This is a genomic window from Mycobacterium sp. BK086, from assembly GCA_004362315.1.
Lineage (GTDB): Bacteria > Actinomycetota > Actinomycetes > Mycobacteriales > Mycobacteriaceae > Mycobacterium.
The window spans coordinates 66,661-92,271 of record SNWL01000008.1; the positions used below are offsets into that span (position 1 = coordinate 66,661).

The window sequence follows — 25,611 nt, forward strand, 5'->3', positions numbered from 1 at the left end:
TCCGGGTGCCCCGTCCCGTCGAGCTGATCACCGGGCCTACCGCCGGTCTGGGCGGAGGCTATGCCCGCCGCTACGCGCGTGACGGCTACAACCTGGTTCTGGTCGCACGAAATGTGGAGCGCCTCGAGAACCTCGCGGCCAAGGGCAAGATCATCAGCATTCCCAGCCTGCAGTACAAGGTGCTGACCACGGTCGGCCGGCTGGTTCCGCGCGGAGTGGTCCGCGCGGTCAACAACACGATGGGGAGAAGCCGTGGCCGCACCTGATCTCAACGCCGCCGAGCGTGCCGAACTCGCCGAGCTGGTCCGCCAGCTGTCGGTGGTGTTCGGTCGCGTCACCCTGTCCTCCGGCAAGGAGGCCGACTACTACGTCGACCTGCGCCGCGCCACCCTGCACCACAAGGCCGCGCCGCTGATCGGCCGGCTGGTGCGCGAGCTCACCGCCGACTGGGACTATGACGCGGTCGGTGGACTGACCATGGGCGCGGACCCGGTGGCCGGCGCGGTGATGCATGCGCCGGGCCGTCCGATCGACGCTTTCGTGGTGCGTAAGGCGCTGAAAAGCCATGGGATGCAACGCCTCATCGAAGGCGCCGACGTTGCGGGCAAGCGGGTTCTGGTGGTCGAGGACACCAGCACGACCGGCGGGTCGGCGCTGACCGCTGTGCATGCGGTGCTCGAGGCGGGTGCGACGGTCGTGGGTGTCGCGACGGTGGTGGACCGGGCGACCGGCGCGGCCGAGGCGATCGAGGCCGAAGGAGTGCCCTACCGCAGTGTTTTGGGTCTGGCCGACCTCGGGCTGCCGACGTCCTGACGGTGAGCACTGACGAGGAGTCCATCGAGGCTTCGGAATACGAGTGGGACTACGTCGTCGACGTGATCTGTGCCGGCGCCGGTCTCGGCGCGCTGGCGCACGCGCTCTGGTCCTCGGAGCTGGACCTCGACGTCGAATTGGCCGACGCTGAATTGTCTTTGGAGACAGCCGATCCCGATACCTTCGCATACCTGCAGTCGATGACCGAAGATCTGGGTCCGGTGGGAGACCGGGCGATGGAGCTGGCCGTCGCGCACGTCAAACCCGTGGTGGTCAGCACGGACCGCAAGGCCACGATCGAACCGTTCTTCGGCTCGCGGCTGCGCGACTTCTCGGCGCGCTGTGTCGCCTCCCCGTTTGGCGTCATCTACAGCCAGGTACCCGACGCCATGACCGCGATGTACAGTGCCGGCGAAACGATCCGGGTGGCTCTTCTCGGCGAATTTCGGCCTGAAACCGACCGTCCCGGTGGGGAATTGGCCGAATGGCTACGTCAGCAGGCCGATGAGCGAGGACTGCTCGACGAGTCCGGTACGGCGTTGCGACGGCTGGTCTTCGAGGACGGTCGCGTTGCGGGCGCGGAATTGTCCACGGGGTCCGGGACGCGGCTGGTGCGCGCGGTTGTCGGTGTCGCCCTGTCGATCGGACCCACACCTGCCAGCGCCGAATGGCCGGTTCAGGACACGCTGCCCACGGGGGCGCCGCAGATCGCCGTCGTGAGTCGCACCGCGAGCCGATTCGGCCTCGTCGAGCTGCTGTACGGCTGCTGAATCGAACTTCAGGGTGTGGAAAAATCCACCGGGATAGTCTTTTTCGCCAGTAGCTCGGCCATCGCGTCGGCCGGTATCGGGCGGGACAACAAGAACCCCTGAGCGCGGTGGCAGCCGTGCTGGAGCAAGGTCTTCGCGGCAGTCGGCGACTCGACCCCCTCGGCCACCAGCTCCAGGTTGAACGCCTCGGCCAGTGCGATGATCGCCCGCACGATGGCCAGGTCTTCCGGGTTGGTCCCGAGATCGAAGACGAACCCCTTGTCGATCTTGAGGGTGTCGACCGGAAGTGATTTCAGGTGTGTCAGCACGCTGTAACCGGTGCCGAAGTCGTCGATCGCGACCTGGACGCCGACGTCCTTGAGCCCGGCCAGGGTGATGCGTGTTGTCTCGATGTCTTGCACGACAACGCTTTCGGTGATCTCCAGGCACACCGACTTGGCGTCGAGGTTGTATTCGGCGATCGTGTCGGCCACGGATTCGACGAACCCGTCGGTGACCAGCTGGACGGGGGAGACATTGATCCGAATGACCGCATCCTTGCCGATTCCGCTGGCCTGCCAGCCGCTGAATTCCTTGCAGGCGGCGCGCATCACCCAGCGGCCCAATTCGCCTGCGAGATTGATCGATTCGGCGACGTTGATGAACGAATCCGGCAACAGCAGACCGCGCGTCGGGTGCTGCCAACGGACCAAGGCCTCGGTCGCCAGGATTTCTCCGGTGCGCATGTCGACCTCGGGCAGGTAGTGCAGGGTCAGCGATCCGGCGTCGATCACGTTCTGCAGATGCAGCTCGATGTCGTTGCGGAATTCACTCTTCAACGACATCTCGTCGGTGAACATCGCGATCTTGTTGCCGCCTGCATTCTTGGCGTTGAGCACCGCCTGGTCGGCTCGGCGCAGCAAATCCGACGTGGTGTCGCGGCCCGGAACTCCCAGTGCGACACCGGCACTGACGGTGCGCGTGAGCATCTCGCCGCCGATCGTCACCCGGTCGCGCAACACTGCTTGCAGCCGGTGCGCCAAAGCCAGCGCGGCGTCGGCGTCCATCGGGCCCGCCGGCACGACGACGAACTCGTCACCGCCGAGGCGGGCGATCAGGTCCTCACCGCCGGTTTCCTCGCGCAGTCGTTCGGCGAACGCCTGAATGAACCAGTCGCCGGCGTGGTGGCCGAGGTAGTCGTTGATGGCCTTGAGCCGGTCGAGGTCGAGGAACAGCGCCGAGACCGGCCCGGGCCGATCCGCCCGCAGCCGGTCGTCGAGATAGGCCAGCAGCGCCCGGCGGTTGTGCAGTCCGGTCAGGTCGTCATGCTCGGCGAGATAGCGCAGCTCTTCCTCGGCGACCACCCGCGCCTGCACCTGGGCGAACAACGACGCGATCGCCTGCAGCGCATTCAACTCCTCCGGCGACCAGTCCTTGATCCCGATTTTGATGAACCCGATGCACCCGGTCGTCGTGTCGCCGGAGAGCAGTGGGACCGAGGCGAGCGAAGGCAGCGCGACACCGCTGGCCTCTTGGACCCGGCGCTGGTAGTCATCGGCATCGCCGTCGTCCGGGATCGGCTCGGGGTCGGGGGAGAAGAAGACGGGCTCCTTGGCGTTCTCGGCAGCCGCGAATATCGGGTCGGCGTCGGCGAAGTACACCACCCCGAGCGGGTCCGGATCGGGCACGTCGGGGCGCGGCGGCCACTCTGCGATCAGCTTCGTGGCGCGGATGGCGTGGTCGTTGTAGCGCAGGAAACTGAAGTCGACACCGAAGGACGCCACCAGGTCCGCAAGCACGTCCTGACTCACCTGAGCCGAGGTGGCCGACGTGGCCGCCATCAGTTTGGTGGCCACGCTCGTGACGAGGGTGTCGAGCGCCATTACCCGAGTGTCCCCCTCCCGGCGGTGCGACGCCTACTGCGCACCGATGGGCTCGGAGCGTGACTGAATCTGAGCACCAACGCCTGCGCTTCGTCAGTGTCTGTCCCGGTCAGTGCGCGGAACTGTGCTTGCAGATCGCGTAGCTCCTCGACGTGCTCGGCGGCGAGCTCGTCGAGGTCGCGATCGTCGTGGGCGTAGAGGAACACCGGCGAGACGGGCTGAACCCCGAGGCCGAGCTGCTGGGCCGCGATCCACACCGCCTCGGTGGCCGCACCGGCGCGGGCGTAGTCGGTCAGGGTGCGGCCGACGACGGTGACGACGCCGAGCGCCGAGCTGGACAGCACCCGCTCGGTGACATCCTGACCGAGCGCCGCGCCCGCGTTCCACTGCGCCAGGCGCGCCATCACGTCGCCGCGGCGCAGGATGTCCAGGGTGGCCAGATCGGCGTTGGCCAGTTCGAGGCCGCGGATGTCCAGCCCGTCGGAATCGTCGTCGCCGGGCCAGCGCACCTCGGAGATCATCTCGGCGTGCAGGCGCGGTTGCAGATAGCGGATCCGGTCGGTGGCGGCCAGGATCGCTGCCGCTCGTTCCATGTCGGCACGGTCGGTGAGCAGCCGGAGTGCACCGCCCTCGGCCCGGGCCGCGGCGTCGAGATCCGCGACGGAGGCGGCCGTCAACGGTGCCGGTGTGCCGCGGTGACGGTTGGTCCCTCGCTCCAGCATCGGTCCGTACAGCGCGGCCAGCGTGTCGTCGTGGCCCTCCGCCAGTTCGACCACGGCGCGCAGCGGGACGGGGTCGTCGCCCTCGGTGATGGTGACCGGACCCAGCACGCCGAGCGCCGCGGCGGCCACCCGCGCGTTGAAGGTGGCGGCCCCGATCGCCACCGCGCTGGCCCGGTAGGCGACGTCCATTGTCGAGGTGTACTTCGGGTCCAGCTCGACGATCACCGAGTCATTGTGCGACACGATGTTCCAGGGCTGCATGTTCCCCCCGGAAGGCGCGCGGCGCGCCGCGGCCGCCACGGCATCCGCGGGTGCGCTGTCGGCGTGTGCGGTGGGCTCGGCGGAAATCGAGACGACCGGTTCCGGCGGCAGCGCGGGCTCTTCGATGCCGTCGAGCGCGCGGGCCACATCGATACGGACCCGGCCGGACGGCAGCCGCTCGCCGAGGCCGATTCTGCGGACGGCCTCGGCCACGGTGGCCGCTCCGACGGCGATGTCCCCGGCCAGCTGCGGCCATGTCGACAACGTGCGGCCGACCTCGACGAGCGAGGCGGCGCCACGGTCGGACAATCTGCCCGCGTCGATGATTCGCAGCACGTGCGGCACCTTGTCGGTACTGCTCAGACCGGCCAGCTCGGCGACGCCGATACCGCCGAGCAGACCGTGCAGGATGGGCCGCTCGGGTTCGAGGTCGTAGCGTTCCACGTCGATCAGGCCGCGGTCACTGCTGGCCATCAGCACCGGGATGCGGCGGGCCCGAGCGGCCTCCCGAACGGCCGCCTTGATGTCGAGGGAGTCGCACTCCTCCACGACGATGTCGAGACCGTCGAGAAAGGCCCCCATCGTGTCCATGGTGAGACCATCGGTCATCGTCCGTACCGTGAGGTACGGATCGAGTTCAGCGACGCGTCTGGCGGCCACCACAGCCTTGTTCACGCCGATGTCGAACACCGTCGCGGGCACCCGGTTGAGGTTGGACAGTTCCAACTCGTCGAAATCGGCCAGCCGCAGCTCGCCGCACAGTCCCTGGGCGGCCAGCGTGTGGGCGATCGCGTGGCCCACCGACAGGCCCACCACGCCGATGGTGAGTCCGGCCAGCCGCTGTTGCTCGCCGAGGGTGATCATGTTGCGGTTGCGGTCCAGCCGCAGACGGTGAAACGCCCGCGGGGCCGGCACCGCCATCACCGCATGCCGCCAGGGATAGTGCGCCCAGCGCATCGGCTCGGCGAGCACGTCGGCCTCGACCGCGGGCCTCAGCGCGCGCAGTGCCGCATCGAAGTCCGCGGAGCGGTCGATGAATTCGGTGCGCGGGTCGGCGCGCAGCCGGGCCAGTGTGGGTTCGTCGTTGGGATCGTCGCTGAGCAGGACTCGCGCGTTGTACGCGTCCTCGCCGGAATCGGCGGAGACGTCGAAACTCACATGCCACTCCCGTACTGCATGCCGAAGCCGCTGAACTCCTCGGAGATGGTCGCCAGCATGCGCATCTCCTTGACGATTTTGGCCAACTGACCGGGTTCGGCGTGGTTGGCGAATGTGCGCCTATCCCACCACATCATCTTGGTCCGGTAGCGGTCACTGGGGTAGGCCGCGGCCGGAATCTTGGTGGCGATCACGCCGCCGGAGGTGCTCCACCGGTCCAGGACGTGGGCGGCGGCGGTGGCGAGGATGAACTGGGCGCCCAGCAGCTGCATGGTCGGAAAGGCGGTGCGCGCGAAGGTGCGGGTCAATTGGCCGCTGCGGGCGGGGTCGTCACTGACCCAGGCCGACTTCATCTCGACCACGCCGAACGGCAGTCGGTCGGTGATCATCTTGCGGACGGTGTCCTGGCCGGGCTGGCCTTCCCACTCGACGATCGCGTGCGATTCGTCGGCGCTGAAGTACGGGCCCTTGGCCCGCAGGCCGCCCAGCATCCGGCCGGTCTCGTCCACGGCGGTGTAGAACAGCGTGGTGTCCCGTCCGTCGGCGAACGACTCGAGGTCGAGCGCCGCCTCGACTCCGTGTTTCTCGTAGCTACGCATGGCTCCCTGCAGGTAGTCTTCCCATAGCTCAGGTTCGCTGTCGGGTTGGGCGCACGTGATCGTGCAACCCGTATCCGTGTCGCGCCAGCTAATCGTCTCCGGGAGGTGGTAGACCTTCTGATCAGGGAAGTCCAGCACTGAAGCGTTCATCATTTCCCATCTGTAAGGCGGCCTGCGGACAGGGTTTCCGCAGCGGACGCCGAGGTTGAGCGGGCGCTATTTATTCGAACTTGCAAATATCAGTATCTCGCCGAAGGGCCTCAAGACTCCAGCCGTTAGCTGGAAAAGCCCTGGTTACCGGGGGGTAGCACCCGCGACCGGCTTCGAATGCCGGCGGATCTGGCCGGCTCCGTGAACACCTGTGCGCACAACATTCCAGGTCAAAGGCAGCGTGGCTACCGACCGGGCGGGAGACCCTACACTCGTCATCGCCGGAAACCGATTTGTTATTACCGGTGCGTCGAAAGCCGGATAGTACGTCCCTGGTGTGACCTAGGGGTCAGAAAGGGCGTGGGGTGACCTGTATCGCATTCGTGTTGCGATCCCTTCGCGGTGCCCTGCGCGGATGGAAATTTGCCCGTGCGATGACGGTCTTCCTGGCCATCGGCAGCGCAATCTGCGTTTCCGCGTGCTCAGATTCGCCCAGCAAATCCAGTTACGGAGCCGCTCAGGCTCGTATCGGGGAGTCGTTGGCTCTGCTCGGCTGGAACATTTCGGTTGCTGATTTTCGATGGGCGGGAGAATTCGTTCTCGTCAATATTGATGCCGCGCCCGCCGATCCGGCCGGACCTCATACCAAGCCCGAAGACCTCCGCTTCGGGCTCTACGGCACACTCGCCCATCCGGTCGAGGCCACCGGGCTCGGCAGCTGTGACACGGTCCAAGGGGTGACCAGCGCGCCGCTGTCAGCATCGGGCCAACGGCTCACCGGCACGGTGTGCATCGGGCCGGTCAAAGAACAGAGTGCGGTGCGCGGCGTCTACGGCTACTCGCCGCGCGACCGGATCGCCGGCACGACCGCCGCCTACCCGGCGGCCTTCCCGGTCGGACTGCTGCCGACGAACAAGAACGACACCGGGCTCACCGTCATGACGACCAGCGTGGACGGGTTTCGCGCCGACGGCACGCAGCTGACCGAAGAGGCGCTGGGCGACCCGACGGTCTTCGCCGGCAAGGGGTACATGTTGCTGGGGTTGCAGGCCGAAGCCGGCGCCGGCCAGTACCGCGACGACTCGGTGCGCCGCGGCGGTCCGATGATGCTGGTGGCCGCGCCCAGCCTGCCCGGCCCGGGCTTGAGTCCGGCATGCGCGGCCTACGGCGCTTCGGTGCTGGTTCTGCCGGATGCATCGCTGGACGCGGTCCGGGTCAACGCCTCGCTGTGCACGCAGGGCGATATCAACGAAGCCCTGCTGTACGCGACGGTGTCGGTGATCGGAACTCATGCAGCGGTGTGGGTGACCCGTGAGTGACCCCGGTCCGACCGAGTGGAGTAACGGTGCTCCCGGCGTGGGGCCGTGGGCCGGTGAACTGCCCGACGACCCCCGCTATGACCCGGAACTGTTGCGCGAGGGCGACACTCGCAACGTCGTCGACGCCTACCGCTATTGGACGCGGGAGGCGATCATCGCTGACATCGACCGTCGCCGACACGCCCTGCACGTCGCGATCGAGAACTTCGGCAGCGACGCCAACATCGGCGCGGTGGTGCGCACCGCCAACGCCTTCGCCGTCGACAGCGTGCACATCGTCGGACGCCGGCGCTGGAACCGGCGCGGGGCCATGGTCACCGACCGCTATCAACGGCTCACCCATCACGACAGCACCGAAGAGTTGTTGGCCTTCGCGGCGGGCGCCGGGCTGACCGTCGTCGCCGTCGACAACATCCCGGGCGCGGTTCCACTCGAAACCACCACGCTGCCGCGGGACTGCCTGATGGTGTTCGGCCAGGAAGGGCCCGGCATCTCCGAGGCGGCGCAGTCCGGCGCGGCCATCACGGTGTCGATCGCGCAATTCGGCTCGACCCGCAGCGTCAACGCCGCGGTCGCCGCCGGCATCGCGATGCACGCCTGGATCAGACAATGGGCCGATCTTTCGCAGGCTTGGTAGGGCAGGATTGGCCGCATGGACCAGCTGTGGGCCAACCGCGCTGCCAGCGCGGAGGCCGCGATCGCGAAGCGCCATCTGCGCGCGCTCTGGCATCTGCCCGGAACGCAGCTCGGCGTCGTGGGCTGGCCGCCCGGTCGTGGTGACCGATGGTTCGGAACCTGGCACTACTGGTGGCAGGCACACCTGCTGGACTGCCTGGTCGACGCGCAGGTGCGCGACCCGCAGCCAGAGCGGCTCGGCAGGATCAAGCGGCAGATCCGCGGCCACCGGCTGCGTAACAACGGCCGCTGGACCAACAGCTATTACGACGACATGGCTTGGCTGGCACTGGCATTGGAGCGCGCCGAGCGGTTGGCCGGCGTCAGGCGCCCGCGCGCACTGGCGACACTGTCCGAGCAGTTCGTCAAGTCCTGGGTGCCCGAGGACGGCGGCGGAATCCCCTGGCGCAAACAGGATCAATTCTTCAACGCGCCGGCCAACGGGCCCGCCGGGATCTTCCTGGCCCGCTACGGCGACCGGTTGCGCCGCGCGCAACAGATGGCCGACTGGATCGACGAGACGTTGATCGACCCGGAAACCCATCTGGTGTTCGACGGCATCCAGGCCGGTTCGCTGGTACGCGCGCAGTACACCTACTGCCAGGGCGTGGTGCTGGGATTGGAAACCGAGTTGGCCGTGCGCACCCGCGACGATCGGCACCCGGCCCGGGTCCGGCGGCTGGTCGCCGCGATCGGCGAACACATGGCACCGGGCGGAATTCTCATCGGGGCGGGTGGCGGCGACGGCGGGTTGTTCTCCGGGATCACCGCCCGCTATGTGGCGCTCGCGGCGACCGGGCTGCCCGATGATTCGGACGAGAACGCCGCCGCCCGCGACGCTGCCCGGGGCATCGTCCTGGCATCGGCTGAAGCGGCGTGGGACAACCGCCAAAGTGTGGACGGATTACCGTTGTTCGGGCCCTCCTGGGACAGCACGGCCGAGATCCCGGCCGCAGGTGGCGCGCAGGCACAGTTCGTCGAGGGCGCGGTGAACTCGTCGCAGACACCCGAGCGGGACATGTCCGTACAACTGTCGGGTTGGATGTTGATGGAGGCGGCACATACGGTGACAGCGTGAGAGGCAGCCGGCTGGGTCGCGACCCGACAGCGAAACGTTTCGGCGAGAACGCCGCCGCAGCACTGCTGCTGACATTTACCGTCGTGGCCATCCTGTGGGCGAATTCGCCATGGGCGCACACCTATTCCGAGTTCTGGGAAACGCATGTCGGACTGAGTTTCGGCAACTACCACGGCGAGCTGACGGTCAAGGCGATCGTCAACGACGCTCTGATGGCATTCTTTTTCTTCATCGTGGGCCTGGAAGTCAAGGCCCAGTTCACCATTGGCGAGCTGACCGAGCGCTCCCGCGCTGTGGTGCCGGTCGTGGCGGCGGTCGCCGGGCTGATCTTGCCCGCGGTGATCTTCCTGCTGTTCAACCCATCCGGAGACGACGCCAGCGCCTGGGGCGTGGTCATCTCGACCGACACCGCGTTCCTGGTCGGCGCACTGGCGATCATCGCGCCCAAATATCCGGCGCGGCTGCGCACGTTCCTGCTCACGTTGGCCGTCGTCGACGATGTCGGCGCACTGGCCGCCATCGCCCTGTTCTACTCCGATCACATCCGGCTCGTTCCGCTGCTGATCGCCGTCGCGCTCGTGCTGGCTCTGGTCGCCGTGCGCTACCTGCCCGCGGCCACGCGTGGCGTCACGTATTCGGTTCTGGCCGTGGCCCTGTGGTTGGCCTTGTTCAACGGCGGCGTACACCCGACGCTGGCCGGTGTGGTGGTGGCACTGGTGATTCCGGTGTTCACGCCCGAGCGCCAGCGGGTGGAGGCGGCGGTCGAGGTCATCCGGGCGTTCCGGCAGTCACCGAACTCGGAGTATGCCCGCGCCGCAACCCGCAGCCTGCGCGACTCGATCTCGATCAACGAGCGGCTGGTCACCGGCTTCGGACCGTACGTGTCCTTCGGGGTGCTGCCGCTGTTCGCGTTGGCCAATGCCGGTGTGCGCCTGGACGCCGATACCGTGATGGCGGCGATGCGTTCACCGCTGACCTGGGGTGTGGTGGCGGGTCTGGTGGTCGGCAAGCTGATCGGTATCACCGGGGCGACTTGGCTCGTGCAGCGCACCGGGCTGGGCCGGCTCTCTCCGGGGCTGACGCTACGGCGGATCGCGGGCGGTGCGACGCTGTCCGGGATCGGCTTCACCATCTCCCTGTTCATCGTCGATCTGGCGATCACCGATCCGCACTCGGCAGACCTGGCGCGCGTCGGCGTCCTGATGGCATCGGTCACCGCATTCACGTTGGGGTGGGCCGTCTTCCGCCTCACGGACTGGCTCAGCCCACCGGTCGCTGTCGGGCACAAGCTGGTTCGCGAGGTGGATCCGGAGCGCGATCATGTGCGCGGACCGGTCGACGCGCCGCTGACCCTGGTCGAGTACGGCGACTACGAATGCCCGTTCTGCAGTCGTGCCACCGGCGGCATCGACGAAGTCCGCGCCCACTTCGGTGACAGGCTGCGCTATGTGTGGCGGCATCTGCCGCTGGAGCGGGTGCATCCGCGGGCCATGGATGCCGCCAGGGCCAGCGAGGCGGCCGCCCTACAGGGCAAGTTCTTCGAGATGGGAACCATGATGTTCCAGTTCCAGGACTACCTGGAATGGCAGCACATCTACCGCTACGCCGACCAAGTCGGTTGTGACATCACCCAATTCGACGAAGACCTGCACTCGCCTCGGGTGCTGCACCGCGTCGACGACGATGTGCAGGACGCCGAGCTGATGGACCTCAACGCGACGCCGACGTTCTTCGTCAACGGCATTCGTCACCGCGGACCGTGGGATTCGGCCAGTCTGATCCGCGCGCTGGAGTCCGGCAGTCAGACCTGACGATCACACGGAAAGTGTTGTGCCGGTTTCCTGTTCGGCGAACTGCACGACCCGGGCCGCGGCGTCGTAGTCACACGCCCCTGGCGAGCGGCCGATCAAGGCCGGCGCGCCACGAAGACCGAATCGACCGACGGGGCCGACGTAGCTGCCCGGCGGTAGGGGCTCACTGATGCTGTACAGCGTGGGCACCGCGCCCTGGTCGACGTCGTTGGCGAGCCGCTGGGCCAGTCCGTCGACCACCTTGTACGCCGCCGACATCAGCGGCTTGTCCGACGTCTGCGCCAGGTTGGACGCCACCCAGCCGGGGTGGATCAGGTGGGTGACGACATCGGAGCGGGCCGCGCGCAGGCGCCGGTCGAGCTCCAGGCCCCACAACATCATCGCGAGTTTCGAGTGCCCGTAGGCGAACAGCGCGGTCCATTTGGTCCGGCGCAGGTGCATGTCGTCGAGTCGCAGCGTCGCCATGCGGTGCCCGTCGGATGCGACGTTGATGATCTGAGAACGCACCCGGGGAAGCAGCAGATTCGTCAGGGCGAAGGGCCCGAGCATGTTGGTGCCCAGGGTGGCCTCGAACCCGTCGACGGTCTCCTGGCGTTGGTCGGTCAGCACTCCGGCGTTGTTGATGAGGATGTCGACATCGCCGTCGAGCGCGTCCACGAACGCGCGCACCGAGGTCAGATCGGAGAGGTCGACCTTGAGTATCTCGGTCGAGCCGGCGATCTCCGCGGCGCGCTGTGCGCCCAGCTCGGTGTTGCGGACGGCCATGATGACGTGCGCGCCGGCCGTGGCCAGCGCCCGCGTGGTGCCGAGCCCGACACCGTTGGTCGCGCCCGTCACGATGATCCGTTTACCGGTCAGATTGCCGAGCCGGGCCGGCGACCACTGCGTCACGTCGGCGAGCATAACTGGGAATCTTGGACAAACAAGACCATCTAAGCAATCGCTCTGCCATCATGCCCCTTGTTATGAGTGACAGTGCGCAGGCGATCACGAACCTCATCTACACCTATGCCGAACTGCTCGACGGTGGCGATCTCGACGGGGTCGCCGCGTTGTTCACCCACGGCCGGATCTGTGGGGTCGAGAACGGCCCACCCGAGACGGTGTTCGAAGGCCCGGAACGAGTGCGGGCGATGTACGAGATGGCGACCCGCATCTATGAGGACGGCACGCCGAAAACCAAGCACAACACCAGCAATGTGCAGCTCGACGTCGACGAGGACGCAGGCACCGCACGCGGCAAGGCCTACTACGCCGTCACCCAGGCGACACCCGATCTGCCGCTGCAGATCATCGTCACCGGCCACTATCACGACACCTTCCACCGGGTCGACGGCCAATGGTGGTTCGACTCGCGCACCATGTTCGTCGACCAGGTCGGCGACGTCAGTCAGCATCTGAAGTTCTGACCCGATGGCCGGCGCTTTCGCGATGGACGCGGTACTGGCCGACGCGGTCGCCAAGGAAGGTCTGACCGAGTGGGGCCCTGGCGATTTCCGCGAGCCGCTGGCGGTGCTGCTCGACGACTATCCCGGGGCCGGGCTCAACGCGATCGGTGAGCACATCCTGCGGTCCGGCCTCGTACACAGCCTGCGGATGCGGCTGCGCACCGAGGAATGGATCCGCCGGTACCCGGAGATCCTCGACGAACACATCGAGGCCCCGATCGTCGTCGTCGGCATGATGCGCAGCGGCACCACACTGCTGCAGCGTCTGCTCGCCGCAGATTCGCGTCTGCACTGCGCGCGCGGATGGGAGGTGGTGGAGGCCGCTCCGAAACTGGACTACGACTTCGCCGGGACCGATCCACGTATCGCGATCAGCGAGACGCGGGAGAGCAAGTCGCGTGAGCTGGCGCCGGAGCTGTTCGCCATCCACCCGATGTATGCGAAGGAGGCCGAGGAGGAGATCGTCTTCCTGGCCGACGCGTTCCTGTCTCACGTTCCCGAATCCGGGGCCAACCTGCCGAACTACCGATCATGGCTCAACACACAGGATTTCACACCGGCGTACGACTATTTGCACCGGATGTTGAAGTTCCTGCAGTGGCAGAAGCGCCGGCGTGGGGTCACCGCCGGGCGCTGGGTGCTGAAGTCACCGGCCCACCTCGGGTACCTCGACACGCTGCGTGAGCAGTTCCCCGACGTGCATATCGTGCACATGCATCGCAACCCGCGCACCACCGTCTCTTCCGGCGCGAGCCTGAACGCGACCCTGCACGCCATGCATGCAGACGAGGTCGACACCAACCGGGTCGGTGCGCAGTGGCTGGAGCGGATGGGCTGGACCAACGACCGGGCGATGGCGGTGCGTGACAGCTGGGCCGATGAATCTGCTCGGGTCACCGACATCCACTTCGACGACGCTGTCAGCGACCCGATCGGCCAGATCGAACGGCTCTACGATGTGCTCGGCATGCAGGTGACCAACACGGCCGCCGCCATGATGATCGACTGGCTGGCCACCCGGCCCCGCGAAGTCTCCCGGCCGCCCTACAGCCTTGCCGACTACGGCCTGAGCGATAAACAAGTTGACGAGCGATTTGCGTTGTACAACATACGTTTTGGAAAGGACGCGCAATGATGGCCGATGATGCGGTGGCAACGCAGTCGCAGCACGAGCAGGAGCTGGCCGCACTCGACCTGACCGAGCATCCCACGGTCAAGGCGGCCTACCGCACGGTCGCGGAGAACTGGCTCGGTCGCGCGAAGGCCTCCGATGCCATGCGCGAGCGATTCGACGATGCGTTCGCCGAGGTGATGTTCTCTGCGGCGGTGTGGTCGTCCAATCAGGACAAGCTGCGGCCCAAGGTCAGTTGCATCACCCGGCTCGCTCACCCGGTGGGTGACCGGCAGATTCCCGGATCACGCTGGGGCATCGACAATCCCGACACCGTGTACCGAGTGATTCCGATCTCGGGTGACGAGCGCTACGAGATCCGTGGCCGCGTCGGTGCCAACCGGATGACGGAGAACTACTTCACGCTCTGGGATCCCAATATGGGCACCGTGGCCGTGTTGAACGGCAAGACGATGGACGTCGAGAGCGACGGAAGCTACACCATCACAGTGGATTCCGACCCTGCAGGCGGACGGCCCAATCACGTGCAGACCACCGCGGAAGCGCACGAGTTCTACATCCGCGACGTCCTGTTGGATTGGGAGAACGACGATCCCAACCACATCACGGTAGAGCGCCTCGGCGGCGCACCGGCCACGCCGGCGCGCACCGTCGACGAACAAGCCGACGCCACCGCCGACATGATGGCCTACTTCGCGAACTTCACCGGAAAGCTCAGCCACGGCATCTACAAGATGCCGGCCAACAACTTCAACCTGGCCTGGTCGGCGGACAAGGTCGGCGCGATGAAGAACCAGGTGTACGTCATGGGCCGGTTCGACCTCGGCCCCGACGAGACATTCGTGGTCGACGTCAAAGACGGTGGCGCCGAGTACTTCACCGTGCCGCTGAGCAATATCTGGGGCACCACGCTGGACATCGTGGACCGCACCGGAAGCCTCAACAAGGCGCAGTCGGTACCCAACGAAGACGGCAGCTACACCTACGTCATCTCGCCGGTCGATCCCGGGGTGGCCAACTGGATCGACTCGGCAGGCCTGCGCGAAGGCATCCTGACCCTGCGGATGGCCGAGTTCGCCGAGGGTGGCCCGACACCCGATCTCGGTGCGCACGGGCGGGTTGTCGCACTCGACAAGCTGGCCGACGAGGTGCCCGACATCGCGCGGGTCACCCCCGAACAGCGCGCCGAGCAATTGGCCCAGCGCCGTGCCGCCTACCTGCGCCGCTTGCCTGAAGGGACGATCTGATATGGGTTGCTGGCTGGTCACCGGATGCTCGACCGGTATCGGGCGCGAGATCGCCCGGGCCGCATTGGAATCCGGACACAATGTCGTGGTGACGGCGCGGCGGATCGAGTCGGTGCAGGATCTGGCCGACGAGTTCGGCGATCGCGCCCTGGCCATCGCGCTGGACGTCACCGACAAGGACTTGATCGCCGACGCGGTGGCCGCGGCCGACGCCACGTTCGGCGGGGTGGACGTGTTGGTGAACAACGCGGGCAATGGATACCTGTCGGCGGTGGAAGAAGGGGAGGACGCCAAGGTTCGACTGTTGTTCGACACCAACTATTTCGGCGTCGTCGACACGATCAAGGCGGTACTGCCGTCGATGCGGGAACGCGGAGCCGGGCACATCATCAACATCTCGTCGATGACGGGGCTGGTGGCCAACCCGCCCAATGCGTACTACTCGTCGACGAAGTTCGCGCTCGAAGCGCTCACCGAGGCGCTCGCCCAGGAGGTCAAACCCCTCGGGATCAAGGTGACGGCCATCGAGCCCGGCGCATTCCGCACCGATTGGGCCAAGCGATCGATGTGGGAATCATCTACGCCGATCGGCGATTACGACGACAGCGTCGGCACCCGCAAGAACCTGATCAAGGATTTCGCCGACCACCTGCCCGGGGATCCGCGCAAGGTCGCCGAGGCGGTGCTGATGGTGAGCAAGCTGGACGAACCGCCGCTGCGCCTGCTGCTCGGCCGCGATGTGCTCAAGGCCGTCCGGGACAAGCTCGCCGCGTTCTCCGCGTCGATCGACGAGTGGGAAGCCGTCACCAAGGACGTGAACTTCCCCAGCTAGTTTCGCCCAAACCGACATCTCGCAGGAGAAGTGCGAGTGGATCGCGATATTTCGTCGATCTCGGCGTGACACCCCGCGACAGTAACGCCAGGGCGGGTAATCGACCGATTCTTCGCCGTGGCGTTACGCTCGGCACTCAACTCCAGAGCGTCACATGGACTTTCGGCCGGAAGCGGGTCACGCCCACGCCCGTGCCACGGATCATCGCCTGCGTACAGCGCGGGGTGGTGATGAAGTTCAGCAGTTCGGTGACCGCGGGCTGACGGGCGCTCACCGGCAACGTGGATGCGCACCACTCGCCGGCCAGTTGCAGACCCGGTCCCTTGACATGCACCAGCCGGCCCGCGGAGAGATCCTTGCCGACGGCGAATCCGACGGCCAGCGACACCCCGCCCACCCGCTGGACCTCCTCGAGTGCGGCGGCATCGCTCTGGAAGATCCGCTGATTCGCCTCGGGGATCGCCAAAGCTCGTAAGACGGAGGCGATTTCGCCGTCCACACCACCGGCCGAAGGGCCGAGCATCCAGTGCTGCTCGCGCAGCAGGGCCGGTGTCGGCGTGCCGGTGGCCAGCGGACTACCCGCTGAGGCGACGGTGATGATCTGGTACTTCAGAAACGGACGTTCGGTACTGACACCCGCCGTGGGCCCCAGCGCGATGTCCACCGCCCGGGATTCGATCAGGTCGCGAAACCGGCTTGTCGGATGCACACTCAGCTCGACCGAAAGATCGTCGGCCCGCGACGAAAACAACTCGATGAGCCCCGGCGCCGCATGCTCGGCGAACGCACTCGACGCGGCGATGCGCAGCAATCGGCGGCCGTGTGCGGCCTCGGTCACCTCGATCGCGGTCTGCTGCTGCAGACCGAGGATCTCGATGGCTCGGCTGGCCAGCCGCAACCCGCCCGGCGTGAAGGCCAACCCGGCCGATGTCCGGCTGAACAACGGGTCGTCGAGCTCTTTGCGTAGCTGCGCCACATGCATCGAGACGCCGGCATCGGACACGCCCAATTCCTCGGCTGCGGCCCGCACGGAGCCCAACCGAACGACGGCCGAGAAGGCTCGAAGTTGCGCCGGTGTCACGAAATCAGCCTACGTTTGTTGGTGTGCAAGACGTTCTGGCAGAACTCGCGGCCATCTGGCGAACCGGCGAAACGGCCGGCCTCGGCACGGTGGTGCGCACCTTCCGGTCGGCTCCCCGCCAGCCGGGTGCGGCCATGGTCGTCGCACCTGACGGCTCGGTCAGCGGCTCGGTGTCGGGCGGCTGCGTCGAGGGTGCGGTCTACGAATCGGCCACCGAAGTCGTCGCCACCGGGATGCCGCGACTCGAGCGCTACGGCGTCAGCGACGACGACGCGTTCGCCGTTGGGCTGACCTGCGGCGGCATCCTCGACATCTTCATCGAACCGGTCTCTGCGCGCAGCTTTCCGCACCTCGACAAGGTGATTGACGCCATCGCCGAACACCGGCCGGTGGCGATCGCCACCGTCATCACCCATCCCGACCCGGACTGGCTTGGCCGCCGGCTGGTACTTGGCCCCGAAATCGCTGAGGGGACGCTGGGATCCGCGCGCGCCGATGCCGCGGTGACCGACGACGCCCGCGGTCTGCTGGCCGCCGGTCGAAGCGAAGTGCTTACCTACGGTCCCGACGGGCAACGCCGCGGCGAGGGCATGGAGGTGTTCGTCGCTTCGCACGCGCCGCGCCCGCGGATGCTCGTGTTCGGGGCCATCGACTTCGCTGCCGCGGTGGCCCAACAGGGTTCGTTCCTCGGCTATCGCGTCACGGTGTGCGACGCGCGCGGCGTGTTCGCCACCCCCGCCCGTTTCCCGACCGCCCACGAAGTGGTGGTCGACTGGCCGCATCGCTACCTGGCCGCGCAGGCCGAGGCCGGCGCCATCGACGCGCGCACCGTCATCTGCGTGCTCACCCACGACGCCAAGTTCGATGTGCCGTTGCTGGAGGTCGCGCTGCGGCTGGACCTCGGCTACATCGGGGCGATGGGATCCCGTCGCACCCACGACGACCGGCTGGCCCGGCTGCGGGAGGCGGGGCTGACCGAGGCCGAGCTGAGCAAACTCGCCAGCCCGATCGGGCTGGACCTCGGGGCCCGCACCCCGGAGGAGACGGCGGTCTCGATCGCCGCGGAGATCGTCGCCCGCCGATGGGGCGGCGGGGGCCTGCCGCTCTCGGCGCTCGACGGACGGATTCATCACGACGACGACGGTAACCCCTCGCTGTCAGGGGAGTTAAGCGATCACTTAAGTCGCTATTGACGGTCCTGAAATAGCAGGCCGACACTGGTGTCCCCATCGGCGGACGTGAGGTCGGTCACATGCAGGTTCCGGGTCCCTTCGAATACGAACGCGCCACCAGCGTCGACCATGCGGTCGGCCTGCTGGACCGACTGGGGGAGGGGGCGTTCGTCGTCGCCGGTGGCCACAGCCTGCTACCGATGATGAAACTGCGCATCGCCAACCCCGAATACCTGATCGACATCAACGACCTGGCCGGCGAGCTTGGCTACCTCACCGTCGAGCCCACCCTGGCCCGGTTGGGTGCGATGACGCGGCACCGGGAAGTGCTCGAGTCGGCCGAGCTGCTCGAGGTCTGCCCGATCTTCGCCGACGCCGAACGAGTCATTGCCGACCCGGTGGTGCGCAACCGCGGCACGGTGGGTGGGTCGCTGTGTCAGGCCGATCCCGCCGAGGACCTGTCCACCGTGTGCGAGATCCTCGACGCGGTGATCGTGGCGCGCGGTCCGGCCGGCCAGCGTGAGATCGGCATCGACGATTTCATCCTCGGGCCCTACGAGACCGCGCTGGCGCACAACGAGATCCTCACCGAAGTTCGGATCCCGCTGCGCCACAACACTTCCAGTGCCTACGCCAAGGTGGAACGCCGGGTGGGCGACTGGGCGGTGACCGCGGCCGGTGCCGCCGTGACGCTCGACGGCGACCAGATCGTCGCGGGGCGGGTGGGTTTGACCGCGGTCAATGCCGACGCCGAGGGGCTGGCCGCCGTCCGCGACGCACTGGTGGGGTCGCCGCCGACCGAGGAGACCTTCGCCGCGGCCGGCCGGCTGGCCGCCCAAGCCTGCGAGCCCGCCACCGATCAGCGCGGCACCGCCGACTACAAGCGGCACCTGGCCTCCGAACTGACCATCCGGACCCTGCGCACCGCGGTCGAGCGGGTCCGCAACATCCCGGCACCGAAGGGGAACTGATGCACGTCACCATGACCGTCAACGGCGAGCAGGTCAACGCCGAGATCGAACCCCGGATGTTGCTGGTGCACTTCCTGCGCGACCAGCTGCGGCTCACCGGAACCCATTGGGGCTGCGACACATCCAACTGCGGTACCTGTGTGGTGGCCGTCGATGGTGAGCCGGTGAAGTCCTGCACGATGCTGGCCGCGATGGCATCGGGTCACGACATCCGCACGGTCGAGGGGCTGGCCGACGGCGCCACGCTGGACCCGGTGCAGGAAGGCTTCATGCAGTGCCACGGTCTGCAGTGCGGGTTCTGCACCCCGGGCATGATGATCACTGCCCGCGCACTGCTTGACCGCAACCCCGATCCTTCCGAAGACGAGATCCGCGAAGCCATTTCGGGCCAGATCTGCCGCTGTACCGGCTACACGACGATCGTCCGCTCCATCCAGTGGGCCGCCGAGCATTCCACGCAGGAGGTCCAGGCATGACGACGGTAGAGAAGCGCCCCGAAGACACCGCCGACAACGACAAGAAACCCTGCGGCTACGGCCGGATGCTGCGCAAGGAGGACCCCCGGTTCATCCGCGGCCGCGGCAACTACGTCGACGACGTGCAACTACCCGGCATGCTGCATCTGGCGATCCTGCGCTCGCCTTACGCGCACGCCACGATCAACAGCATCGACATCACTGCCGCGCAAGCACATCCGAAGGTCAAGGCCGTCGTCACCGGTGCCGATCTGGCCGAGAAGGGGCTGGCGTGGATGCCCACGCTGTCCAACGACGTGCAGGCCGTGCTGGCCACCGACAAGGTGCGCTTCCAGGGCCAAGAGGTGGCGTTCGTCGTCGCCGAGGATCGCTACTCGGCGCGAGATGCGTTGGAGCTCATCGACGTCGATTACGAGCCCCTGGATCCCGTCGTCGACGTCCGCACCGCGCTGGACCCGTCCTCGCCGGTGATCCGCACCGACCTCGAGGGCAAAGCCGACAACCACTGCTTCGACTGGGAGACCGGCGACGCCGCGGCCACCGAGGCTGTCTTCGCAACGGCCGACGTCATCATCAAGCAGGAAATCGTCTATCCCCGAGTGCATCCCGCACCGATGGAGACCTGTGGTGCGGTTGCCGATCTCGATCCGGTGACAGGCAAGCTGACGCTCTGGTCGACGACCCAGGCGCCGCACGCGCACCGCACGCTGTACGCGTTGGTGGCCGGGTTGCCGGAACACAAGATCCGGATCATCTCGCCTGACATCGGCGGCGGCTTCGGCAACAAGGTGCCGATCTACCCGGGCTATGTCTGCGCGATCGTCGCGTCGCTGGTGCTCGGTAAGCCGGTCAAGTGGATGGAAGACCGCAGCGAAAACCTGACGTCCACCGGATTCGCCCGGGACTACATCATGGTCGGCGAAATCGCCGCCACCAAAGAGGGCAAGATCCTGGCACTGCGCTCCACCGTCCTGGCCGACCATGGCGCGTTCAACGGTACTGCGGCACCGGTCAAGTACCCCGCCGGGTTCTTCGGTGTGTTCACCGGCAGCTACGACATCGAAGCCGCGTACTGCCACATGACCGCGGTGTACACCAACAAGGCCCCCGGCGGCGTCGCCTACGCCTGCTCGTTCCGCATCACCGAGGCGGTCTACTTCGTCGAACGCCTCGTCGACTGTCTGGCCCACGAACTGAAGATGGACCCCGCCGACCTCAGGCTGGCGAATCTGCTGCGCCCCGAGCAGTTTCCGTACAAGTCGAAGACCGGCTGGGTGTATGACTCGGGCGATTACGAGGCCACCATGCGGCTGGCCATGGACATGATCGGGTACGAGGCCCTGCGCGCCGAGCAGGCCGAGAAGCGGGCCCGCGGCGAGCTGATGGGCATCGGGATGTCGTTCTTCACCGAGGCGGTGGGAGCGGGCCCGCGCAAGGACATGGACATCCTCGGCCTGGGCATGGCCGACGGTTGCGAGCTGCGTATCCACCCGACCGGCAAAGCGGTGCTTCGGCTTTCGGTGCAGACGCAGGGTCAGGGGCATGAGACGACGTTCGCCCAGATCGTGGCCGAGGAACTCGGGATCCCGCCCGACGACATCGAGGTCGTGCACGGCGACACCGACCAGACCCCGTTCGGGCTGGGCACCTATGGCAGCCGGTCCACTCCGGTGTCGGGCGCGGCAGCGGCGTTGGTGGCCCGCAAGATTCGCGACAAGGCCAAGATCATCGCCTCCGGCATGCTCGAGGCGTCGGTGGCCGACCTGGAATGGGAGAAGGGTTCGTTCCACATCAAGGGCGATCCCTCGGCCGCGGTGACCATTCAGGACATCGCGATGCGCGCGCACGGTGCCGGCGACCTGCCCGAGGGATTGGAAGGCGGCCTGGACGCCGAGGTCTGCTACAACCCGGAGAACCTGACGTATCCGTACGGGGCCTACTTCTGTGTCGTCGACGTCGACCCCGGCACTGCGGTGGTCAAGGTGCGGCGCTTCCTGGCCGTCGATGACTGTGGCACGCAGATCAATCCGATGATCATCGAGGGCCAGGTGCACGGCGGCATCGTCGACGGGATCGGCATGGCGTTGATGGAGATGATCGCCTTCGACGAGGAGGGTAACTGCCTTGGTGGTTCGCTGATGGACTACCTGATCCCGACCGCGGTCGAGGTGCCGCATCTGGAGACGGGGCACACGGTGACGCCGTCACCGCATCACCCTATCGGCGCCAAGGGAATTGGCGAGTCGGCGACGGTCGGCTCTCCGCCCGCCGTGGTCAACGCGGTGGTGGATGCGCTGGCACCGTTCGGAGTGCGGCATGCCGATATGCCGCTGACGCCGTCGCGGGTATGGGAAGCCATGCAGGGCCGCGCGACCCCGCCGATCTGACATGTCGACCATCGCCGAACGCGCCAAACAGCTGCTGCACGAACGTAAACCGTTCGTACACGCCACGGTGGTGCGTGCGCAGCCGCCAACGTCAGCACACGCCGGAGACGAGGCGATCCTGCTCGCCGACGGCACGATCGAAGGATTCGTCGGCGGGCAGTGCGCCCAGAATTCGGTGCGCAAGGCCGCACTCGGCGCGCTGCAGGCCGGTGAGAGCGTACTGCTGCGGGTGCTTCCCGACGGCGATGTGCACTTTCCCGATGCCCCCGGAGCTTGCGTGGTGGTCAACCCGTGCCTGTCCGGCGGGGCGCTGGAAATCTTTCTGACACCGCAGTTTCCGGCGCCACTCGTCCGGATCTGTGGCAGCACACCGATCGCAGACAACCTGGCCCAGGTGTGCGATGTGCTCGGCTACGAGGTCCGCCGGGACGGTGAGCCGACGTTTGACGGCGCCACCGCCGTCGTCATCGCCACCCACGGCGGGTCGGAAGCCGAAACCGTCCGTGCCGCACTGGATGCCGGCGTCGGGTACGTCGGTCTGGTGGCCAGCCGGGTCCGAGGGGCGTCGGTGCTCGATTCGCTGAACCTCGATCAGGCCGACCGCGCCCGAGTGCACACCCCGGTCGGATTGCCGATCGGTGCCAAGACACCCGCCGAGATCGCCGTGTCCATCGCCGCGGAGGTAATAGCCGGAGTTCGCCGCGATGGTCTACCCGTCGCCCCGCGTCCGCACTCACCCGCGACTGCGGTCGATCCGGTCTGCGGCATGACGGTCACCATAGGGTCCGACACGCCACATGTGCGGCGGGGCGGAGAAACTCACTGGTTCTGCTGCCCGGGCTGTCGGAGCAGATTCCTGGCGGCGCGGGCGTGACGTTCACCAGCGTCGACGACGTCATCGGCCGGTTCGACGACTGCGGGTATCTGCTCGACGAGGGCACCGCGTCGGCGTTCTATCTCGCTGCCGCGCTGAAACGACCGCTGCTGCTCGAAGGGGAGCCCGGCGTCGGAAAGACAACGGCCGCCAAAACCCTTGCCGCGGTGCTGGATACCCCGATCGTCCGGTTGCAGTGCTACGAGGGACTGACCGCGGCGGAGGCGTTGTACGACTGGAACTACCAGCGTCAGCTGTTGGCCATCAAGCTGGCCGAGTCACGCGGCGCGGCGATCGACGAGTCCGACCTCTACAGCCAGGCGTATCTGGTGGACCGGCCGATCCTGGCGTGCGTGCGTCACCGCGGAGCCGCCCCACCGGTTCTGTTGATCGACGAAATCGACCGTGCCGATGACGAATTCGAGGCGCTGCTGCTCGAGTTCCTCGGTGAGTCGTCGGTGACGGTGCCTGAGCTCGGCACGTTCGTCGCGCAGCACCCGCCGGTGACGGTCCTGACCTCCAACCGCAGCCGCGACCTGCACGACGCGCTGCGGCGGCGCTGCCTGTATCACTGGATCGACTATCCGCAGCCGGCTCGCGCGGCCGCGATCGTGCGGCGCAGCGTGCCCGGCGCGACGGCGCCGCTGATCGAGCACGCCACCCAGTTCGTCGGCCGGGCCAGGGATCTGGATCTGGACAAGCCGCCGGGCGTTGCCGAGACCATCGACTGGGTCGCCGCGCTGGTCACCCTGGGGGTCGGTGATCTGGTCGACCCGGCCGCCCTGGCAGGCTTGAGTGCACTGGCCAAGACCCCGGACGACAGCGCAGCACTAAGCGATGCGCTTACCGCGTACCGCACCCAACTGGCCACCGGATGAGGGAGAGCCCATGAAGATCGACAACGAGTTCACCGTCAGTGTCCCGATCGCGAAGGCCTGGGAAGTCCTAAGCGATTTGGAGCAGGTGGCCCCGTTGATGCCCGGCGCACAGTTGACCGGTCGGGACGGCGACGACTTCCTGGGCAAGGTCAAGATCAAGGTGGGACCGGTGACCAGCGAGTTCAGCGGCAAAGCGCACTTCCTCGAGCGTGACGAGGCCACCCACCGCGCCGTCGTCGACGGCCGCGGCAAGGAGGCGCGTGGCACGGGCAACGCCGCTGCAGTCGTAACCCTGCAGCTGCACGAGGCCGGCGACCACACCCGCGTCACCGTCGAAACCGACCTCAAGATCGTCGGAAAACTGGCCCAGTTCGGCAGCAGCATGTTGCAGCAGGTCTCCGAGAAGCTCCTTGGCCAGTTCGTCGACTCGTTGGAGGCCAAGCTCGCCGGAGGCGATGAAGATGCGGCGCCGGCTGCCGAGGTCGTCGCGACCGCCGCCACCCCGGGTGCCGAAGCCCTTGGCGCACCGGCCGCAGTGGCACCGCGTATCGCGCCGGCTCCCGAGCCGGAACCGATCGACCTGCTTCAGCTGGCCGGCGGCACCGCGGTCACCAAGTACGCCGCGGCGGGCGTGGCCGCCCTGGTGCTCCTGATCCTCATCGCACTCCTGCGCCGGCGGCGTACCGAGTGACCTCACCGGCGCTGCTGCGCGGTGTCGACCTGGCCGCCTTCTCGGCCGGACTGGTCGCCCGCCTGCGCGCCGGTGGTGTGGCGGTGGCGGCGAGCGGCCCGGCGGCCTTCGTCGCCGCGATGCGTGAACTGGTGCCGACCTCGCGCAGCCAGCTGTACTGGGCGGCCCGCCTCGCGCTGGTGAACCGGGTCGAGGATCTGACGGCCTTCGACGCCGTCTTCGAGGCGGTGTTCGCCGACGCCGTCCTGCCGATCGACCCGATCACCTTGCGCGCCCAGCGTGGCCTGGCCGCCAGTCCGATTCCCGCCGCCGGGCTCCGGGACGCCGAAGCCCCTGAGGCCGGCGGACTGCCCTGGGCCACCCGTCCGCCGTCGCTGCGCACCGCCGACCCCGCCGGTGACGCGGCCGCGATCCCCGATGTGCTGCCCAGCCGGATCGTGGCGCGGGCAGAGGAACCCTTCGACACGTTCGACGACGCCGACCTGCGCCTGATCGGAACCTGGCTGGAGCAGGCGGTCGCGTTCTGGCCGCGGCGGCGCACCCTGCGCACCGAAGCCCACCGGCACGGCAAGCGAATCGACCTGCGCGCCACCATGCGCGAGGCGCGGAACACCGGATGGGAACCGGTGGTGCTGGCCAGGACCCGTCCACGCCGGCGTCGACGCCGGCTGGTCCTGGTGTGTGACGTGAGCCGGTCGATGCAGCCGTACGCGGCGATCTATCTGCACCTGATGCGGGCTACGGCCCTGCGCCAGGCGGGTTTTCACCCTGAAGTGTTCGCGTTCTCGACCACACTGAGCCGGCTGACCGCGGTGATGGCCCACCGCTCGCCGGAGACCGCGCTGGCCAAAGCCAACGCCAAGGTCACCGACCGCTACGGCGGGACCCATTTGGGCGGCTCGATCGCCGAGTTGCTTGCGCCTCCGCACGGGGCTGCGTTGCGCGGTGCGGTCGTGATGATCGCCTCCGACGGCTGGGACAGTGACCCGCCCGAAATCCTCGATCGGGCGCTGGCCCGGCTCAAACGCCGTGCGGCCCATCTGGTTTGGCTCAACCCGCGGGCGGCGGCGCCGGACTTCCAACCGCTGGCCGGATCGATGGCCGCCGCGCTTCCGTACTGCGACGTGTTCTTGCCCGCGCATTCGCTGACCGGGCTGCAGGAGTTGTTCGCCGCGCTCGCCGCGTTGTAGGGCTCCTCGGAGAA

Annotated in this window: 23 protein-coding genes and 1 pseudogene; 19 read left to right on the forward strand and 5 right to left on the reverse strand. The window is 67.4% G+C overall.

What is annotated here, in order from left to right:
• Nucleotides 1–5 precede the first annotated feature (5 nt).
• From EV580_RS34350 to EV580_RS26720, 3 genes and pseudogenes are all read left to right on the forward strand, one after another.
• A pseudogene (locus tag EV580_RS34350) lies at nucleotides 6–143 on the forward strand (SDR family NAD(P)-dependent oxidoreductase); the annotation flags it as partial.
• 109 nt (nucleotides 144–252) lie between these two features.
• Nucleotides 253–813 carry an orotate phosphoribosyltransferase gene (gene pyrE / locus EV580_RS26715; RefSeq protein ID WP_133695181.1) on the forward strand — a complete coding sequence of 187 codons (561 nt, stop codon included), beginning with the start codon at nucleotides 253–255 and terminating at the stop codon, nucleotides 811–813.
• A gap of 2 nt (nucleotides 814–815) precedes the next feature.
• Entirely contained in the window at nucleotides 816–1,583 is a 768-nt protein-coding gene (locus EV580_RS26720; RefSeq protein WP_133695183.1) for an FAD-dependent oxidoreductase, read from the forward strand.
• Between the two features lie 8 nt (nucleotides 1,584–1,591).
• Here the strand turns inward: EV580_RS26720 and EV580_RS26725 are convergent, their stop codons facing one another.
• From EV580_RS26725 to EV580_RS26735, 3 genes are read right to left on the reverse strand one after another with little or no spacing between them, the layout of a single operon-like run.
• Nucleotides 1,592–3,445 carry a putative bifunctional diguanylate cyclase/phosphodiesterase gene (locus EV580_RS26725; RefSeq protein WP_133695185.1) on the reverse strand — a complete coding sequence of 618 codons (1,854 nt, stop codon included), beginning with the start codon at nucleotides 3,443–3,445 and terminating at the stop codon, nucleotides 1,592–1,594.
• On the reverse strand, nucleotides 3,445–5,586 hold the full coding sequence (locus EV580_RS26730) for an Rv1355c family protein (protein ID WP_133695187.1): 2,142 nt from the start codon (nucleotides 5,584–5,586) through the stop codon (nucleotides 3,445–3,447). Before EV580_RS26730 ends, EV580_RS26725 begins: the two co-directional genes overlap by 1 nt.
• A complete protein-coding gene (locus EV580_RS26735; protein WP_133695189.1) occupies nucleotides 5,583–6,338 on the reverse strand; it encodes a hypothetical protein in 756 nt (251 codons plus the stop codon). The genes EV580_RS26730 and EV580_RS26735 overlap by 4 nt, the downstream gene beginning before the upstream one ends.
• Before the next feature lie 431 nt (nucleotides 6,339–6,769).
• Between EV580_RS26735 and EV580_RS26740 the strand changes: the two genes are divergently transcribed.
• From EV580_RS26740 to nhaA, 4 genes are read left to right on the forward strand one after another with little or no spacing between them, the layout of a single operon-like run.
• On the forward strand, nucleotides 6,770–7,654 hold the full coding sequence (locus EV580_RS26740) for a hypothetical protein (RefSeq protein WP_133695191.1): 885 nt from the start codon (nucleotides 6,770–6,772) through the stop codon (nucleotides 7,652–7,654).
• The gene (locus EV580_RS26745; RefSeq protein WP_133695192.1) at nucleotides 7,647–8,291 is read left to right on the forward strand and encodes a TrmH family RNA methyltransferase; all 645 of its coding nucleotides are present in this window, start codon (nucleotides 7,647–7,649) and stop codon (nucleotides 8,289–8,291) included. Before EV580_RS26740 ends, EV580_RS26745 begins: the two co-directional genes overlap by 8 nt.
• 15 nt (nucleotides 8,292–8,306) lie before the next feature.
• Nucleotides 8,307–9,407 carry a glycoside hydrolase family 76 protein gene (locus tag EV580_RS26750; RefSeq protein WP_133695194.1) on the forward strand — a complete coding sequence of 367 codons (1,101 nt, stop codon included), beginning with the start codon at nucleotides 8,307–8,309 and terminating at the stop codon, nucleotides 9,405–9,407.
• Nucleotides 9,404–11,218 carry a Na+/H+ antiporter NhaA gene (gene nhaA, locus EV580_RS26755; protein WP_133695195.1) on the forward strand — a complete coding sequence of 605 codons (1,815 nt, stop codon included), beginning with the start codon at nucleotides 9,404–9,406 and terminating at the stop codon, nucleotides 11,216–11,218. Before EV580_RS26750 ends, nhaA begins: the two co-directional genes overlap by 4 nt.
• A gap of 3 nt (nucleotides 11,219–11,221) precedes the next feature.
• On the opposite strand, the gene EV580_RS26760 is transcribed toward nhaA, so the two are convergent.
• Nucleotides 11,222–12,121 (reverse strand): SDR family NAD(P)-dependent oxidoreductase, encoded by a 900-nt coding sequence (locus tag EV580_RS26760; RefSeq protein WP_133695197.1) that lies wholly within the window; start codon nucleotides 12,119–12,121, stop codon nucleotides 11,222–11,224.
• Between the two features lie 62 nt (nucleotides 12,122–12,183).
• Here EV580_RS26760 and EV580_RS26765 point away from each other — a divergent pair, with 62 nt between their 5' ends.
• From EV580_RS26765 to EV580_RS26780, 4 genes are read left to right on the forward strand one after another with little or no spacing between them, the layout of a single operon-like run.
• Nucleotides 12,184–12,627, forward strand: coding sequence for a nuclear transport factor 2 family protein (locus EV580_RS26765; RefSeq protein WP_133695198.1), 444 nt, complete (start codon nucleotides 12,184–12,186; stop codon nucleotides 12,625–12,627).
• 4 nt (nucleotides 12,628–12,631) lie between these two features.
• Nucleotides 12,632–13,801: a sulfotransferase family protein gene (locus EV580_RS26770; protein WP_133695200.1), complete on the forward strand. Its 1,170-nt coding sequence runs from the start codon at nucleotides 12,632–12,634 to the stop codon at nucleotides 13,799–13,801.
• A complete protein-coding gene (locus EV580_RS26775) occupies nucleotides 13,801–15,045 on the forward strand; it encodes a DUF1214 domain-containing protein (RefSeq protein WP_133695948.1) in 1,245 nt (414 codons plus the stop codon). The genes EV580_RS26770 and EV580_RS26775 overlap by 1 nt, the downstream gene beginning before the upstream one ends.
• Nucleotide 15,046: 1 nt before the next feature.
• Complete coding sequence (locus tag EV580_RS26780; protein WP_133695201.1) at nucleotides 15,047–15,877, forward strand: oxidoreductase; 831 nt, start codon at nucleotides 15,047–15,049, stop codon at nucleotides 15,875–15,877.
• Nucleotides 15,878–16,013: 136 nt separating this feature from the next.
• Here EV580_RS26780 and EV580_RS26785 read toward each other — a convergent pair whose 3' ends face one another.
• Nucleotides 16,014–16,958: a LysR family transcriptional regulator gene (locus tag EV580_RS26785; protein ID WP_133695203.1), complete on the reverse strand. Its 945-nt coding sequence runs from the start codon at nucleotides 16,956–16,958 to the stop codon at nucleotides 16,014–16,016.
• A gap of 23 nt (nucleotides 16,959–16,981) precedes the next feature.
• Here EV580_RS26785 and EV580_RS26790 point away from each other — a divergent pair, with 23 nt between their 5' ends.
• Genes EV580_RS26790 through EV580_RS26825 form a run of 8 tightly spaced genes read left to right on the forward strand, consistent with a single transcriptional unit; the run spans nucleotide 16,982 to nucleotide 25,597 of the window.
• Nucleotides 16,982–18,151, forward strand: a complete 1,170-nt coding sequence (locus EV580_RS26790; protein WP_133695205.1) for an XdhC family protein — start codon at nucleotides 16,982–16,984, stop codon at nucleotides 18,149–18,151.
• Between the two features lie 59 nt (nucleotides 18,152–18,210).
• Nucleotides 18,211–19,101, forward strand: a complete 891-nt coding sequence (locus EV580_RS26795; RefSeq protein WP_133695206.1) for an FAD binding domain-containing protein — start codon at nucleotides 18,211–18,213, stop codon at nucleotides 19,099–19,101.
• Nucleotides 19,101–19,577, forward strand: a complete 477-nt coding sequence (locus tag EV580_RS26800; RefSeq protein ID WP_133695208.1) for a (2Fe-2S)-binding protein — start codon at nucleotides 19,101–19,103, stop codon at nucleotides 19,575–19,577. Before EV580_RS26795 ends, EV580_RS26800 begins: the two co-directional genes overlap by 1 nt.
• The gene (locus tag EV580_RS26805; protein WP_133695210.1) at nucleotides 19,574–21,964 is read left to right on the forward strand and encodes an aerobic carbon-monoxide dehydrogenase large subunit; all 2,391 of its coding nucleotides are present in this window, start codon (nucleotides 19,574–19,576) and stop codon (nucleotides 21,962–21,964) included. Before EV580_RS26800 ends, EV580_RS26805 begins: the two co-directional genes overlap by 4 nt.
• Before the next feature lies 1 nt (nucleotide 21,965).
• Nucleotides 21,966–22,838 (forward strand): XdhC family protein, encoded by an 873-nt coding sequence (locus EV580_RS26810; RefSeq protein ID WP_133695211.1) that lies wholly within the window; start codon nucleotides 21,966–21,968, stop codon nucleotides 22,836–22,838.
• On the forward strand, nucleotides 22,835–23,716 hold the full coding sequence (locus EV580_RS26815) for an AAA family ATPase (RefSeq protein WP_133695213.1): 882 nt from the start codon (nucleotides 22,835–22,837) through the stop codon (nucleotides 23,714–23,716). Before EV580_RS26810 ends, EV580_RS26815 begins: the two co-directional genes overlap by 4 nt.
• A 10-nt stretch (nucleotides 23,717–23,726) precedes the next feature.
• On the forward strand, nucleotides 23,727–24,407 hold the full coding sequence (locus tag EV580_RS26820; RefSeq protein WP_133695215.1) for an SRPBCC family protein: 681 nt from the start codon (nucleotides 23,727–23,729) through the stop codon (nucleotides 24,405–24,407).
• On the forward strand, nucleotides 24,404–25,597 hold the full coding sequence (locus tag EV580_RS26825) for a vWA domain-containing protein (protein ID WP_133695217.1): 1,194 nt from the start codon (nucleotides 24,404–24,406) through the stop codon (nucleotides 25,595–25,597). The genes EV580_RS26820 and EV580_RS26825 overlap by 4 nt, the downstream gene beginning before the upstream one ends.
• Nucleotides 25,598–25,611: the final 14 nt, after the last annotated feature.